The sequence below is a fragment of the Pseudomonas sp. MF08831 genome, assembly GCF_059862645.1.
The window spans coordinates 1-15,231 of sequence record NZ_JCBCUX010000021.1 but is presented as its reverse complement, the minus strand read 5'-3'; the positions used below and the strand labels follow the sequence as shown (position 1 = coordinate 15,231).

Below are 15,231 nucleotides of genomic sequence, written 5' to 3'. Positions count from 1 at the left end.
ACTTCACCGCAGGCGCGGGTCAGCGTCCAATTTTCATTTGTGATCGGGTGATCATGGTTTTTGATAACCGGGAGATTTCGTGGAGTTAAAGCACTTGCGCGCCTTCGTGGTGCTTGCCCAGCAACTGCACTTCGGCCGGGCGGCGGCGCAGTTATCGATTGTGCAGCCGGCGCTGAGCATGCAGATCAAGTTGCTGGAAAGCGGCCTGGGTGTGCGCCTGCTGGATCGCAATCGCCACTCGGTGATGCTGACCGAAGCAGGGCGCGCATTTTTGCCCGAAGCCCAGGCCACCTTGCACCAGGCCGCGCGCGCCGCAGACGCCGCGCGGGCGTCTCATCGTGGCGAAATCGGCCGAGTGCGTCTGGGGTTTGTGTCGTCGGTATTGCCGCAATTGTTGCCGCAGCTGATCCGCGCCGTGCACCTGCGCTACCCGCGTATCGAGCTGGAACTCAAGGACATGCCCGGCCCCGATCAAGCCGCCGCCTTGAAAAACGGCCTGTTGGATTTCGGCCTGATGCGCCTGCCGGCCGCCCATCCCGGCGTGCAGACCCGCGCGGTATTGCATGAAAGTTTTTGCGTGGCATTGCCGGTCGATCATCCTTTGGCGGCCCAGACCACCCTCCAGCCCCAGGACTTGCTCAACGTGCCGGTGTACATCCTCGCGCGTCGTTATGCGCCGGGGTTCTACGACGAGTTCATCAATGCCCTGGGCATCACGCTGGACATCGCCTCGGAACTGGGTGAGTTCACCACCATGCTCGCGCTGGTGTCTGCCGGGTTGGGCGTCGGGGTGTTGCCGCAACAGGCGGCGCGCGCGCTGCCGGCCAATTGCGTGTCGCGTCACCTTGAGCTGGGGGCGTATGAGGCCAGTACCGGACTGGCCTGGACCGAGCTGGACAGCGCGGTGAAGATCACCCTGTTCAGCCTGATCATGGAATTATTCGCGCAGTGATTGTTTCGTCCGGTGAAATGCTCGATTGTAAATCCTGATGATTCTCTCGATCAGTGCAGCGGCGGAAGATGCGGGCGTCGATCCCCCATCCTTGGAGCCTTTCATGTCTCAGTCTGCGATCAAACTGTATGGTTTCCCACTGTCTGGCCACTCTCACCGCGTGGAGCTGATGTTGTCGCTGTTGGGGCTGCCCCGCGAATTTATTCTGGTTGACCTCAAGCACGGCGCGCAGAAAGCCCCGGACTTTATGGCCCGCCTCAACCCCTTCGGCCAGGTGCCGGTGATCGATGACAACGGCACGGTGTTGGCCGATTCCAATGCGATCCTGGTCTATCTCGCGAACACCTACGGCGACGGCCGCTGGCTGCCGAGTGATCCTGTCGGCCAGGCGCGCGTGCAGCGCTGGCTGTCGGCCGCGGCCGGTCAACTTCACGCCGGGCCGGCGGCCGCGCGACTGGCCGTGGTGTTTGGCGCCGAGGTCGATACCGTCACCGCCATCAGTCGCTCGCACGCGCTGCTGACTCTGGTGGAGCAGCAACTGGCCCAAAGCCGCTTCCTGGCCAGCGAACAGCCGAGTATTGCCGATATTGCCTTCTACACCTACGTCGCCCACGCGCCGGAAGGCAATGTGTCGCTGGCCGACTACCCTCAGGTGCGGGCCTGGCTTGCCAGCATCGAGGCCTTGCCGGGCTTTGTCGGCATGCCGCGCACGGCAGTGGGGCTGCAAGCGCAGTAAATGATCTGTGGCTAGAAGAGTGAGCGCCGATGGACCGATTTCATGAAATGCAGGTATTTCTCGCGGTCGCCGAGGAGGCGGGCTTCGCCGCTGCCGCACGCCGCCTGAAAACCTCGCCGCCCAGCGTGACCCGGGCCATTGCCGCCATGGAGCAACGCATCGGCACGCAACTGCTGTCGCGCACCACGCGCAGCCTGCACCTGACCGAAGCCGGCCAGCGTTACCTGGAAGATTGCCGACGCATCCTCGCCGAACTGAACGAGGCCGAGGCAGCGGCGGCAGGCAGTTATTCCATCCCGAGCGGTCAACTGACGCTGACCGCGCCCGTGCTGTTTGGCGAGTTGTATGTGGCGCCGGTGCTGGGCGATTACCTGGACCGTTTTCCGCGGGTGAGCATCAACGCCTTGCTGGTCGATCGCGTGGTGAACATGGTCGATGAAGGCGTGGAGGTGGCCGTGCGCATCGGCCATCTGCAAGAGCCGGGGCAGCAGGCGATCAAGGTGGGTGAAGTGCGCCGCGTAGTGTGTGCTGCGCCAGGGTATCTCGACCAGCACGCAAGGCCGGCGCGGCCAGAGCAACTGCGTGAAGCGAAGATCGTCACGTCGTCCTCCAGCCAGTTGGTGAGCGAGTGGCGGTTTGTCGACGGCGGCCAGCCGCTGACCGTGCCTATCGAGCCGCGTCTGGTGGTCACGGCCAATAACGCGGCGATCCACCTGGCGCGGTTGGGTTGGGGCATGACGCGGGTGCTGTCCTATCAAGTCGCAGCGGCGGTGGCGGCGGGCGAGCTGGAGATTGTGCTGGAGGAATTCGAGCCGGCGCCGCTGCCGATCCAGGTGGTGTTCCAGAAGAGCGGCCGGGTACCGGCCAAAATCCATACCTTTGTCGACTTTCTCACCCACCGCCTCGGGCAGGACGCGGCCCTGAACCCGGCGTTGAAGCGGCGCAGTTGATGGAACGTTATCGCGACATGCAGCTGTTTACGGCGCTCGCCGGGCAACCGAGCCTGGCCTCGGCGGCCCGTCACGCACACGTCTCCAGCCCGACCCTGATGCGTGCGATTGCGCGTGTGGAGGCGCGCCTGCACGCGCAGTTGCTGCAACGCAGTACGCGAGGTGTGAGCCTGACCGACGCGGGCAGCGTCTACCTGGCTGACTGCCTACGCCTGCTGGCCGCGGTGGACGCCGCCGAAGCCTCGGCCCAGGGTTTGCACGCGCAGCCTCAGGGCAACCTGCAAGTCTTTCTGCCGTTTCTGTTCAGCCGCTACGTCATGGCGCCGGTGTTGGCTGGCTATATGGAGCGCTACCCCGACGTGCGTCTCGTCGCCCGCTATCACGACCATTACCCCAACCTGCATGAAGAGGGGCTGGACGTGGCAATCCTGGTCGGTGAACTGCCCAGTTCGTCACTGATCGCCCGAAGGGTGGGGCAGGTGCGCCCGATTCTCTGCGCCAGCCCCGATTACCTGGCCGCTCACGGCGAGCCGGCGCATCCTGACGACCTCAAGCAGCATCGCCTGATCGCCAGTGCCGATCAGGTTGACTGGGGCTTCAAAGGCGGCTCATTAAAGGCGCGCGCACGCTTGAGTTGCACCACGGTGCAGGGCGCGATCAATGCCGCTGTGCACGGTGCGGGGCTGATTCGCTGCCTCAGCTACCCGGTGCATGAACAGTTGGCGAGCGGCCAGTTGCGTCGCCTGCTACCGGCCTTTGAACTGCCGGCGCTGGCGGTGCACGTGGTGTACCGCGAAGGCCGCAACGCGCCGATGCGCGTGCGCAGTTTTGTCGATCACTGCGTGGCAGCGCTGCGGGACCATCCGGCGTTTCAGTTGGCGTAATGCTGGATTGCCAAGCGTGGGCATTCTCTTGAAGGGTGACAGGGCGCAGCATCCACTCATCGAACCTGAGGAGTGCGCCATGAACCAGATCGAACCCTCCCCCTGGCATGCCGGCGAACGGCAGATGCAGCAAAGCGCCGGCGTTGCCGAGCGCATGGCAGTCGTGGGGCCCAAGGTGATCCGCGACCATTTGCCGGAGCAGCATCGGGATTTTTATCCGCTGTTGCCCTACTTGATGCTCGCGGTGGTGGATGCGCAGGGCATCCCTTGGGCGACGCTGCTCGAAGGTGCGCCGGGGTTTGCCCATTCACCCGACCCGCACACGTTGCTGATCGACAGCTTGCCGTCCAAAGGCGATCCGGCGCTGGCTGCGTTACACCGCGGTGCGTCCGTGGGCCTGCTGGGTATCGACCTCACTACCCGCCGCCGCAACCGCATGAATGGGCGCGTGGGCAGCCTTGGTCACGCTGGCTTTTCGGTTGATGTGGTGCACACGTTCGGTAACTGCCCCAAGTACATTCAACGGCGCCCGGTCGAGGGGATCGCGCGCAAACCTGGCACCTTGGTCGAGCCCTTGAACGGCCTGGATGACGCCGCGCAAGACTTGATCCGCAACGCTGACACCTTCTTTGTCGCAAGCTACGTTGACGAGGAGGGCGCACGCTCGGTAGACGTCTCCCATCGCGGCGGCAACACCGGCTTCGTGCGCGTCGACGGCAATGTGCTGACCATTCCCGACTTCGCCGGCAATCTGTTCTTCAACACCTTGGGCAACCTGTCGGCCAATCCGGTGGCGGGGCTGTTGTTTATCGACTTCGAATCGGGCGATGTGCTGCAGATTGCCGGGCGCACCGCGCTGATCCTCAGCGGCCCAGAGGTGGCCATATTCGACGGTGCCCAGCGGCTATGGACGCTGACCGTGGAGCATGCGGTACGGCGCCCGGCAGCGCTGGCGTTGCGTTGGCAGTTTGCCGAGTTCTCGCCGTTCAGCCTGGCGATGGGCCGTTGGCTGTGACTTGCAGCGCGGCCGGAGTGGTTGCCGCAAGCCGGCCAGGCGCATCCCTTGGCATTCGTGCCCGCCGGTTAATATTCAATTGCGCCACTGCCGGTGTTTACCCGCGCTTCATCACGCAATACTCCGTCGGGATTTCGCCCCGAGGTTTCAACTATGAATGTACCGAGCCGCCTTGCGCTCCTGATCTGCGCTGCCACTGCTCTCACCGCCTGTGGTGAATCGTCCAAGTTGCCGTTCCAGGCCAGCGTTGGCCCCACCCCGCAATTACCGGAACCCAGCACGTCGCTGATCCCCACACTCAAGGTCTCAAAGGCCGTCGGTTGGCCCGGCAACGCCCAGCCCACGGTGCCTGAAGGTTTCACCGTAACGGCGCTGGCCGACAATCTCGACCACCCGCGCTGGGTCTACACCTTGCCCAATGGCGATGTGCTGGTCGCCGAAAGCAATCACCCGCCGATGCCCGAAGGCGCCACTGACGGCGGCACGGGCTTGATCGCCTGGGCACGCCGTACCGCGATGGGTTTTGTGATGGGCCGGGTGGGCGCCGATACGCCCAGCGCCAACCGCATCACCCTGCTGCGCGACGCCGATCACGATGGTCACGCCGAGGTACGCACTGAGTTCCTTGCCGGCCTGACATCACCCTTCGGCATGGCGCTGGTGGGCGATGCGCTGTACATCGGCAACGCCGACGCGGTGGTCAAGGTGCCGTATACCTTGGGCCAGACCCATATAGACGCCACGCCGGTAAAGGTCACAGATCTGCCGGCCGGGATCAACCATCACTGGACCAAAAACCTGCTGGCCAACCCGGACGGCACGCGGCTCTATGTGACCGTGGGTTCCAACAGCAATGTCGGTGAAAACGGCCTCGACGCCGAAGAAGGCCGCGCCGCCATCTGGGAACTGGACCTCGCCAGCGGTAAGAAGCGCCTGTTCGCCAGCGGCTTGCGCAACCCCAATGGCCTGGCCTGGAAGCCCGGCTCCACACAACTGTGGACAGTGGTCAACGAGCGTGACGAAATCGGCAGCGACCTGGTGCCCGATTACCTCACCTCGGTGCAGGACGGCGCGTTCTACGGCTGGCCGTGGAGCTACTACGGCGCCCACGTCGATGTGCGCGTGCAACCGCCGCGTCCGGACAAAGTGGCCCAGGCCATTGCCCCCGACTACGCCCTTGGCACGCACGTCGCGCCGCTGGGCCTGACCTTCTCGGATGCGCGCGGCATGCCGACGGCGTTCGCCGATGGCGTGTTTGTCGGTGAGCACGGTTCGTGGAACCGCAACCCGCAGGCCGGTTACAAGGTGGTGTTCATTGCCTTCAAGGACGGCAAACCCGCTGGCACGCCGGTCGACTTCCTGACCGGTTTTCTGAATGCCGCGGGCCAGGCCCAGGGCCGGCCGGTGGGTGTGACCCTCGACGCGCAAGGCGCGTTGCTGGTGGCAGACGATGTGGGCAACAAGGTGTGGCGGGTGGCACAGCGCAAGCCTTGAACGCTGCACAAAGGATGTGGCTAGCCCACATCCAAACCCGCTTTATTTTGCCGTCGCCAGCACCGGCGTATCCCCCCATGCGCCCCCTAGCGCGGTATACAGGTTCACCTCAGCCACCAACTGTGCCAGCCGGTCGACAATCAGCGCTTGTTGCGAACTGAACAACGAGCGCTGTGCATCAAGAAACGTCAGGTTGCTGTCCACGCCGCTGCGATAGCGGTGTTGGGCCAGGTCGTAATAGGCCTGGTTGGCCGCGACGAAATCGCGTTGTGCATCCAGCTGGTCATTAAAGGTCTGGCGGGCGGCGAGGCCGTCGGCGACTTCCTGAAAAGCCGTCTGGATCGACTTTTCATACTGGGCCACGGTGATGTCCTTTTGCAGTTTTGCGTAGTCGAGACTGGCGCGCAGGCTGCCGGCGTTGAAAATCGGCAGGTTGATCTGCGGCTGGAACGTCCAGGTGCCCGAGCCGCCCTTGAACAACCCCGACAGCTGCGTGCTGGTGCTGCCGGCGTTGGCCGTGAGGGTCACGGATGGAAAGAACGCCGCGCGCGCCGCGCCGATATTGGCGTTGGCGGCCTGTAACTGATATTCGGCCTGGAGAATATCCGGGCGCCGTTGCAGCACGTCGGACGGCAGCCCTGCGGGCACGCGCGCCACCAGCTCATCGGCGAGCGGTCGCGCGGGCAAACGCTCATCCACCGGCGCGCCCACCAGCAGGGCGAGGTTGTTCAGGTCCTGGGCGACCTGGCGTTCATAACGGGCCACGCTCGCACGCGTGCTTTCCACTGCGGTGCGCGCTTGCACCACGTCCAGCGCCGAGGCCTTGCCCGCGCTTTTGCTGCGGCTGGTGAGCTGCCAGCTGTGGTCGTCGGCTTCCAGGGTTTGCTGGGCCAGGGCCAGCAGTTCCTGGTCGGCGCGCCAGGTCAGGTACGCATTGGCGACGTTGGCCACCAGGCTCAACTGCGCGCTGCGTCGTGCCTCTTCGGTGCCCAGGTACGTGAGCATCGCCTGTTCGCTGAGGCTGCGCACACGGCCGAACAAATCCAGTTCATAAGCGCTGAGCCCCAACGTGGCGGAATAATTGGAAGTAATCGCAGACTTGCCGGTGCCGGTCACATCGCCTGGCAACTTTTGGCGTTTGCCGGCGCCTGTGGCGGATAGGGCCGGGAACAGGTCCGCACGCTGGATGCGGTACTGCGCCTGGAACGCCTGCACATTCAGCGCCGCAACGCGCAGGTCGCGGTTGTTGAGCAGCGCATTGGCGATCAACTGCTGCAAGGCAGGGTCGTGGAACACATGCTGCCAGTCCTGTGTTATCGCCACGGTGCCCGATTGCGCCAGGCGGTAAACCCCGCTTTGCGGGTACTGCGCAGGCACAGGCGGCGCTGGCCGCTGGTACTCGGGGATCAGCGAGCAACCGCCGAGCATCCAGGCCATGCCTACCGTTGTGAGCATCGCTTTGTTCATCAGGCGCCAACCATCCATTTGGCCAGGCCATGTCGGCCACTGACGCCCAACTTGGCAGCGGCGCGTTTGAGGTAGGTTTCAATCGAGCTGTTTTTCACGCTGAGTTTTTCCGCCATTTGCGGCACGGTGCCGCCGGTCAACAGGCCCAGGCACACTTCCTGCTCACGCGCCGAGAGGGTGATATCGCTTAACGACAAACGCTTGTAGAACTCGCGCTGCAGCTGCGATTGCTCCAGCGGGTTGTGCGCCGGCTCGATCTCGGTGTGCGGTGCCTGGCGCAGGATCTGCGCGTGCCGTTCCATCAACGGCAGCAGGGTGTCCGACAGGCACTTGAGAAACGACAACTGCGCCAGCGAAAACCCTGGCTGGGTTGGCGGGCGATAGAACGAAATCACGCAGCGTCGATTGCCCTGGCGCGACACCAGGTTGCACTGGTGTGAGCTGCCGCGCGGGTGCGCACTGTTGGCCTTGGCCTTCATCTGAATCAGCAGCGGGTCCTGCATGCGCAGCATTTGCCGCAGCAGCGGGTGATCCTTGATGGGGTGCAGGGTCTGCGGCGCAGACAGGTCATTTTTAACGCCGGCGCTGCCCAGGAGCTTGATCTCGCGCACGCTGTCGCGCAGCTCGTCGAGCGTCCATTCACTGAGGTCCACCAGATGAATCGGCACCCACTTGTCCACGAGGTGCAACATGTTGGCGGCGAAGTGCTGGTGGCCACTGCTTGAAATCAACTCACCCATTTCGGCGTAGAAATGCGGGCTCTGTGTGTCGCCAATACTGCGGGTCAGACTCATAGCCATCTCATCCTTGATGTCGAAAACCGTCGACGGGGCGCCCTGGGTTTGTGAGGCGCGGTCCGTGCTCCTTGAACGTAATTCGGCGTTCGAGATTTTATTTAGCCATAGGGATTTGTCCTACGTATGCAGCGGAAACGAGGGACACAACCTGCCATAAAAACCACGTCATTAATTCGACGTTTCTGACGGCTTATTCCGCCCACGAAAAACTGCCTATCGTCTTTAGATTTAATTAAATTATTGATTTATATGGAAAATATAATTTTTTAAACGAACCCTTTAAGCATTGGTAGCGGCCACAAATAGCCAATTTCCTACAAACGTTTAATCGATTCAGCAATGAACCCTCAGCCAAGGCCGTTTTGCGCCTTTCTGATGTCCGGGTTTCGGGTGACAGACAGCCCCGAACCCCCATGCTCAAATCCGGCAATTTCGGCGAAATGGGCCCTCGCGCGGCCAGTGCCTGACCTCCCATGAGAAGGATCTTATGACGCATCTCACCCGCCAGCCGGCCAGCTTCCCCCTCACCGCTGCCCAACAGGACATCTGGCTCGACCAACTGCGTGTGGGCGACTCACCGCTGTACAACATCGGCGGCTATGTCGATTTTGCCGGGCCGGTGGTCCCCGATTTGATCCAGCGCGCGGTCGAGCGGCTGGTGGCCAAACACGATGCGTTGCGCACCCAGCTGCATAGCGACGACCAGGGTCTGCCTCGGCAAACCTTCGTCCCTGCTATGGCGGTGGAAGTGGGGCAGTACGATTTCTCTGCGCTGCCCGACCCGCAGGTCGCGACCCAGGCATTGATGCAGGCGCAAATGGCCCGCCCGTACGCCATGAGCGGTGAACCGCTGTTTCGGTTTTTCCTGGTCAAACTCGACGATGACCACTACCGCCTCGGTACCCAGGCTCACCACCTGATCCTCGACGGCTGGGGCTTTGGCCAGATGCTGCAATCCCTGGCTCGGCTGTACAGCGACCTGGAGCAAGGTCGGCAACCGGAGCCACTGGCGCCGTCCTATATCGACTTCATCGACACCGACCAGCGCTACTTGCAATCGGCGCGTTACGCCCGTGACCGCGCCTATTGGCTGGACAAATACCAGGTGCTGCCCGCGCCGCTGTTGACGCCTCGGCACAACGCGCAGGCGCCGAGCAATACGCTGGTGCAAGCGTTCCCGGTGGCGCTGCTCAACCGTATGGAACAAGTGGCCAACCGGTATCAGGCCTCGGCCTTTCATGTGTTGCTGGCGGCGATGTACGTGTATTTCACCCGCACCAGCCAACGCGATGAATGGGTGGTGGGGTTGCCGATCCTCAACCGCTCCAACGCGCGTTTTCGTTCTACCGTGGGTTTGTTCACCCAGGTGAGTGCGGTGCGTTTTCAGTTCAGCCAGCACTTGCCCTTCAGCGCCTTGGTGCGTGGCATACGTGACCAGCTCAAGCAGGATTTCCGTCATCAACGCTTCCCGTTGAGCGAGATGAACCGTGAGCTGGGCCTGCGGCGTACAGATCGCGGTCAGTTGTTCGACCTGTCGGTGTCCTTCGAGCAGGACGACCACGACCTGCGTTACGGTCAGGTCCAGGCCCGCGCGATTAAGGTTTCCAACCATCATGAGCCGCTGCCGATTGCCATCCACCTGCGCAGCAACCGTTACCAGGACACCGCGTGCCTGCATTGCGTGTACAACGAGGCGTATTTCCAGCACGACGACGTGAAAGCGATGGCGCAGCGCTTTACCTGGCTGCTGGAGCAGGGCCTGGAAGACACCGCGCTGAGCGTGGGTGAGTTGTCCTTGGTCACGCCCGCCGAACAGGCCCAATTGCTGCGTTGGAATGCCACCGCACAACCCGCCACCGAGCCGCAAACCCTGCACGCGCGCATAGAAGCGCAAGCCGCACGCACGCCGCAGGCCATCGCGGCGGTGCACCAGGGCCGGCAACTGACCTACGCCCAGCTCGATCAACAGGCCAATGCGCTGGCCTGGCAGTTGCTCGAACACGGCGTGCAGCTGGACGATCGCGTGGCGATTGTGGCCCGGCGTGGCCTGGATACCTTGGTGGGGTTGTTGGCGATCCTCAAATCCGGCGCCTGTTATGTCCCCGTGGACCCGGCCCATCCTGCCGAACGCCTGAACTACCTGTTACACGACAGTGCGCCCGTGGCGGTGCTGACCCAGCAGGATTTGCTGCATCGCCTGCCTTTGCTGGACGTGCCGGTCATCCGCCTGGAGCACCCGGCCGGGCACCTGGGCGAGAGTCCGCGGGTCGCCGTCACGCCGTCGAACCTTGCCTATGTGATCTACACCTCCGGCTCCACCGGGCAGCCCAAGGGCGTGATGGTCGAGCACCATACGGTGGCGAACCTGGTGGACTGGCATTGCCGGGCGTTCGACCTGCGCGCCGGCAGCCACACGGCCAGCGTGGCCGGCTTCGGGTTTGATGCGATGGCCTGGGAAGTCTGGCCGGCACTGTGTGTGGGCGCGACGCTGCACCTGCCGCCGGCACAGGATGACGCGCAGGACATCGATGCATTGCTCAGTTGGTGGCGCGCGCAGCCGTTGCAGGTGTGCTTTTTGCCGACGCCAGTGGCCGAGTACGCCTTCAGTCAGCGCCTGGAACACCCTACATTGCGTACATTGCTGATCGGCGGCGACCGTCTGCGCTCGTTCAGCCGAACGCAGACCTTCGACGTGATCAACAACTACGGCCCCACCGAAACCACGGTGGTCGCCACCTCCGGGCGTGTCGAAGTGGGCGGGCCGCTGCATATCGGCGCACCGGTCGCCAACGCCTGCGTTTACTTGCTTGATGAGCAGCAACGCCCGGTCCCCATCGGTGTGACGGGGGAGTTGTACGTCGGCGGCAAGGGCGTGGCGCGCGGATACCTCAACCGTCCGGAACTGACTGGCGAACGCTTTCTCGATGACCCCTTCAGCGACGGCCGGATGTACCGCACCGGCGACTTGGCCCGTTGGCTGCCCGACGGCAATCTCGAGTACCTGGGCCGCAATGACGATCAGGTGAAAATCCGCGGCGTGCGTATCGAGCTGGGGGAAATCGAATCTGCGCTGGCCACGCACCCGGCCGTCATGGAAGCCGCCGTGCTGTTTCGTGAGGGGCAATTGCTGGCGTGGTATGTCGAACGCGCCAGCGTCACTGTCGAATCGCTGCGTGCCCATCTGCAAGCCTCGCTGCCTGACTACATGCTGCCGGCGGCCTACGTGAAGCTGGCGGCTTTCCCGCTCACCGCCAACGGCAAGCTCGACCGCAAGGCCTTGCCGGCGCCCACACAAGCGGCTTTCGTGACGCGGTTGTTTGAAGCGCCACGCGAAGGCGTGGAAACCACCCTGGCGCAGATCTGGACGCAATTGCTGCACGTGCAGCAGGTAGGGCGTCATGATCATTTCTTCGAGTTGGGCGGGCACTCGCTGCTGGCGGTGCAACTGGTGCAACGCATGCGTGATGCCGGGTTGCGCGCCGACGTGCAGGTGTTGTTCGGCCAGCCCACCCTGGCAGCGTTGGCGGCGGCCAGTGCCGGCAGCGACAGACAGGTGCCGGCTAACCGCATCCCGTCGGGTTGCACGCACATCACGCCAGACATGCTCGCACTGGCCGACCTGGATCAGCCCGGCATTGATCGCATCGTCGCCGGCATTCCCGGAGGGGCGGCCAATGTGCAGGAAATCTACCCGCTGGCGCCGTTGCAGGAAGGCTTGCTTTACCACCACCTCACCGACGAGCGCGATCCCTACCAGCAACATGCGCTGTTCAGTTTCGCCAGTCGCGCGCAGCTCGACGCGTTTGCCCAGGCGTTGCAACAGGTGATCAACCGTCACGATATCCTGCGTACCAGCCTGGTTTGGGATGCCCTGGACCAGCCCATGCAAGTGGTGTGGCGCGACGCACAATTGCGGGTTCAACCCCTGCGCGAACAACATCAGCCGCTGGACTTGCGCCAGGCGCCGCTGATGGCCCTGGATTACGCCGAAGAACCGCACAACCGGCGCTGGGTTGCCAAACTGCGTTTCCATCACCTGGTCAACGACGCCACCTCAACCACCGTGCTGGTGGACGAAATTCGCGCGCACTTGCTTGGGGAGCAGGCGCAACTGCCGGTGCCAGTGCCGTATCGCAATGTGGTCGCACAGACCCGGGCGCCGGAACGACAGGCCGCCCACGAGGCGTTCTTCCGCGAGCGCCTGGCGGATGTCGACGAGCCGACCCTGGCGTTCGGCTTGCAGGAGCGGCAGGCGGACCGCGCTGAAATCGAGGAGTCCGAACAACCCCTCGGCGACGTGCTCAACCAACGCCTGCGGGCCCAGGCGCGTGCCCTTGGCGTCAGCGCTGCCAGCCTGTTTCATCTGGCCTGGGCGCACGTGCTCAGCCGTGTCGCGAGCCGCGATGACGTGGTGTTCGGCACCGTGCTGCTCGGCCGTCTGCAAGCCGGCGAAGGCGCTGATCGCGCGCTGGGCATGTTCATCAATACCTTGCCGTTGCGCGTGCGCCTGGCCGGGCAAACCGTGCTCGATGCGCTCAACGACACCCACACCCAGCTCAGCGCCTTGTTGGCCCATGAACAGGCCTCGCTCGCATTGGCCCAGCGTTGCAGCAGTGCGTCGCCGCTGTTCAACAGCCTGCTCAACTACCGTCACACCGACGCCGACCCACGCCTGAACCTGGTGCCGGGCATTGCGTTGCTCAGCAGTGAAGATATCGTCAGTTACCCGTTGATGCTCACCGTTGACGACGTTGCCAGTGGCTTTCGGCTCAAGGCCAAGGCGCCGCGCAAGGTTGGCGCCGAGCGACTGTTGGCGTACCTGGACACGACCCTGCATGGCCTGGCCCATGCCCTTGAACACGCACCGGCCACGCCATTGCGCACGGTGCCGGTGCTGCCTGCCAGCGAGCTGCACCGGCTGTTGGTGGACCTCAACGCCACTGAAACCGACTACCCCGAAACCCTTACCGTGCAGGCGCTGTTTGAAGCCCACGCGCGGCACATTCCCCATGCCATTGCGGTACAGGCCGGCGAACGGCAACTGACCTATCGCGAGCTAAATGAGCGCGCGAATCAGCTGGCCTTTCACCTGCGTGAACGCGGGGTTGAGCCGGATTCGCGGGTGGCGCTGTGTGTCGAACGCGGGCTGGACCTGGTGGTGGGTTTGCTGGCGATTCTCAAGGCGGGCGGCGCCTATGTGCCGCTCGACCCTGGCTATCCGCGCGAGCGCCTGGCCTACATGCTCAACGACAGCCAACCGGTGGCCCTGCTGGTGCACGCCGCCACCCGCGACGTGCCGGGCGCGGTGTCTGTCCCGGTGATCGACTTTGACCAGAACGCCTGGAGCCAGGCGCCCATCGGCAATCCGTCGGTGCCCGGCTTGAGCGTCGCCAACCTGGCCTACGTGATGTACACCTCGGGCTCCACCGGCACGCCAAAAGGCGTGATGATCGAGCATCGCGGCCTGGGCAACCTGATGCACTGGGGCTCCCGGCTGTGCCCGAATGCCGAAGGCGGCGCGTTGTTGCAACGTGCGCCGTTCAGTTTCGACGGCTCGGTGTGGGAGCTGTTCTGGCCGCTGGCCAACGGCATGCGCCTGGTCCTTGCGCGGCCCGACGGCCACCGTGAACCGGCTTATCTGGCGCAAGTGATCCGCGAGCAGCAGATCACGGTGATCAAGTTCGTGCCGGCAATGTTGCAGCAGTTTCTCGAGCTGGAAGAGTCGGCGTTGTGCACCAGCCTCACCGACGTGCTCTGCGGCGGCGGCGAACTCACCGAAGCCCTGGCCCGTGGCGTGCAGGCGCGCTTGCCCAAGGTGCGTTTGCATAACGTCTACGGGCCCACCGAAGCCACGGTGGACAGCAGCGCGTGGACGTTGGAACCCGGCGATCCGGTGCCGGCCTTGCAGTTGCCGATTGGCCGTGCGATCAACAACACGCGTCTGTATGTGCTGGACGAACACGATGCGCCGGTGCCGATGGGCGTCAGCGGCCAGTTGCATATCGGCGGCGTTGGCGTAGCGCGGGGTTATCTGGGGCTGGAGCAGATGACGGCCGAGCGCTTTATCGACAGCCCGTTCGTGGCGGGTGACCGGCTGTACCGCACGGGCGATCTGGTGCGTTACTTGCCGGACGGTAATCTGGAGTTTCTGGGGCGCAATGACTTTCAGGTCAAACTGCGCGGGGTACGCCTGGAGCTGGGGGAGATCGAGTCACGTCTGGCGACGCATCCGGCGTTGCGCGAAGTGGCGGTGCTGATTCGCGATGAGCGGCTGGTGGCCTACTTCACCCTGCGCGCTCAGGCGCCGAGCCTGGAGGCCTTGCGTGCGTATGTGCTGGAGCAATTGCCGGAGTACATGGTGCCGGCGGCTTTTGTGCAGCTTGAGGTATTGCCGCTTAATCCTGCCGGTAAGCTTGATCGCAGGGCGTTGCCTGAGCCGGGGTTGGAGGCGGTGGTCAGCCGTGCGTATGAAGCGCCGGTTGGTGAGGTGGAAACCTTGATGGCGGGGATTTGGGCGCAGGTCTTGAAGTTGGAGCGGGTAGGGCGGCATGACCATTTCTTCGAGCTGGGCGGGCATTCGTTGCTGGCGGTGAGTTTGGTGGCGCGTATGCGCAAGGCGGGGTTGGATGTGGATGCGCGGATGTTGTTCAGTCAGCCGACCTTGGCGCAGCTTGCAGCCTGCACTGCGACACGGGTGGAGGGTGTGGATGTTGTGCAGACGGCTATTCCGCAGCTTGGTCGGCGTCGGCGGATTTGAGTGGGGGGCTTTTGGGGGAGTGCATATCCGTTGCTGCGGTAACGGCCACTTAGGGTTCCGCTCTTACAGCGGGTCACTTTTGGCAAACGCCCGGAATGCCGGCCCAGCCAAAAGTAACCAAAAGGTCTTTGCCCCACCACTCGGCACCTCGCTTAGGCTCGGTGTGCCCTCACTCCGGC

General features: G+C 63.7%; 9 protein-coding genes. 7 read left to right on the top strand and 2 right to left on the bottom strand.

Annotated elements, in window-relative coordinates; all coding sequences use genetic code 11:
- Positions 1-79: 79 nt before the first annotated feature.
- The 6 genes from AC19YS_RS30020 (at position 80) to AC19YS_RS29995 (ending at position 6,031) form a co-directional block, all read left to right on the top strand.
- Positions 80-952 (top strand): LysR family transcriptional regulator, encoded by an 873-nt coding sequence (locus AC19YS_RS30020; protein ID WP_500603395.1) that lies wholly within the window; start codon positions 80-82, stop codon positions 950-952.
- 103 nt (positions 953-1,055) lie between these two features.
- A complete protein-coding gene (locus AC19YS_RS30015; protein WP_200624492.1) occupies positions 1,056-1,688 on the top strand; it encodes a glutathione S-transferase family protein in 633 nt (210 codons plus the stop codon).
- Positions 1,689-1,717: 29 nt separating this feature from the next.
- Positions 1,718-2,638 (top strand): LysR family transcriptional regulator, encoded by a 921-nt coding sequence (locus tag AC19YS_RS30010; RefSeq protein WP_214247801.1) that lies wholly within the window; start codon positions 1,718-1,720, stop codon positions 2,636-2,638.
- Positions 2,638-3,522, top strand: a complete 885-nt coding sequence (locus AC19YS_RS30005) for a LysR family transcriptional regulator (RefSeq protein ID WP_106578922.1) — start codon at positions 2,638-2,640, stop codon at positions 3,520-3,522. The genes AC19YS_RS30010 and AC19YS_RS30005 overlap by 1 nt, the downstream gene beginning before the upstream one ends.
- 79 nt (positions 3,523-3,601) lie before the next feature.
- On the top strand, positions 3,602-4,537 hold the full coding sequence (locus AC19YS_RS30000; RefSeq protein WP_500603394.1) for a flavin-nucleotide-binding protein: 936 nt from the start codon (positions 3,602-3,604) through the stop codon (positions 4,535-4,537).
- A gap of 153 nt (positions 4,538-4,690) precedes the next feature.
- Positions 4,691-6,031 (top strand): PQQ-dependent sugar dehydrogenase, encoded by a 1,341-nt coding sequence (locus AC19YS_RS29995; protein WP_500603393.1) that lies wholly within the window; start codon positions 4,691-4,693, stop codon positions 6,029-6,031.
- Between the two features lie 42 nt (positions 6,032-6,073).
- Here AC19YS_RS29995 and AC19YS_RS29990 read toward each other — a convergent pair whose 3' ends face one another.
- Entirely contained in the window at positions 6,074-7,498 is a 1,425-nt protein-coding gene (locus tag AC19YS_RS29990; RefSeq protein WP_119742839.1) for an efflux transporter outer membrane subunit, read from the bottom strand.
- The gene (locus AC19YS_RS29985) at positions 7,498-8,292 is read right to left on the bottom strand and encodes a helix-turn-helix transcriptional regulator (protein ID WP_106578919.1); all 795 of its coding nucleotides are present in this window, start codon (positions 8,290-8,292) and stop codon (positions 7,498-7,500) included. Before AC19YS_RS29985 ends, AC19YS_RS29990 begins: the two co-directional genes overlap by 1 nt.
- Before the next feature lie 490 nt (positions 8,293-8,782).
- Here AC19YS_RS29985 and AC19YS_RS29980 point away from each other — a divergent pair, with 490 nt between their 5' ends.
- Positions 8,783-15,052: an amino acid adenylation domain-containing protein gene (locus tag AC19YS_RS29980; RefSeq protein WP_500603392.1), complete on the top strand. Its 6,270-nt coding sequence runs from the start codon at positions 8,783-8,785 to the stop codon at positions 15,050-15,052.
- Positions 15,053-15,231 lie beyond the last annotated feature (179 nt).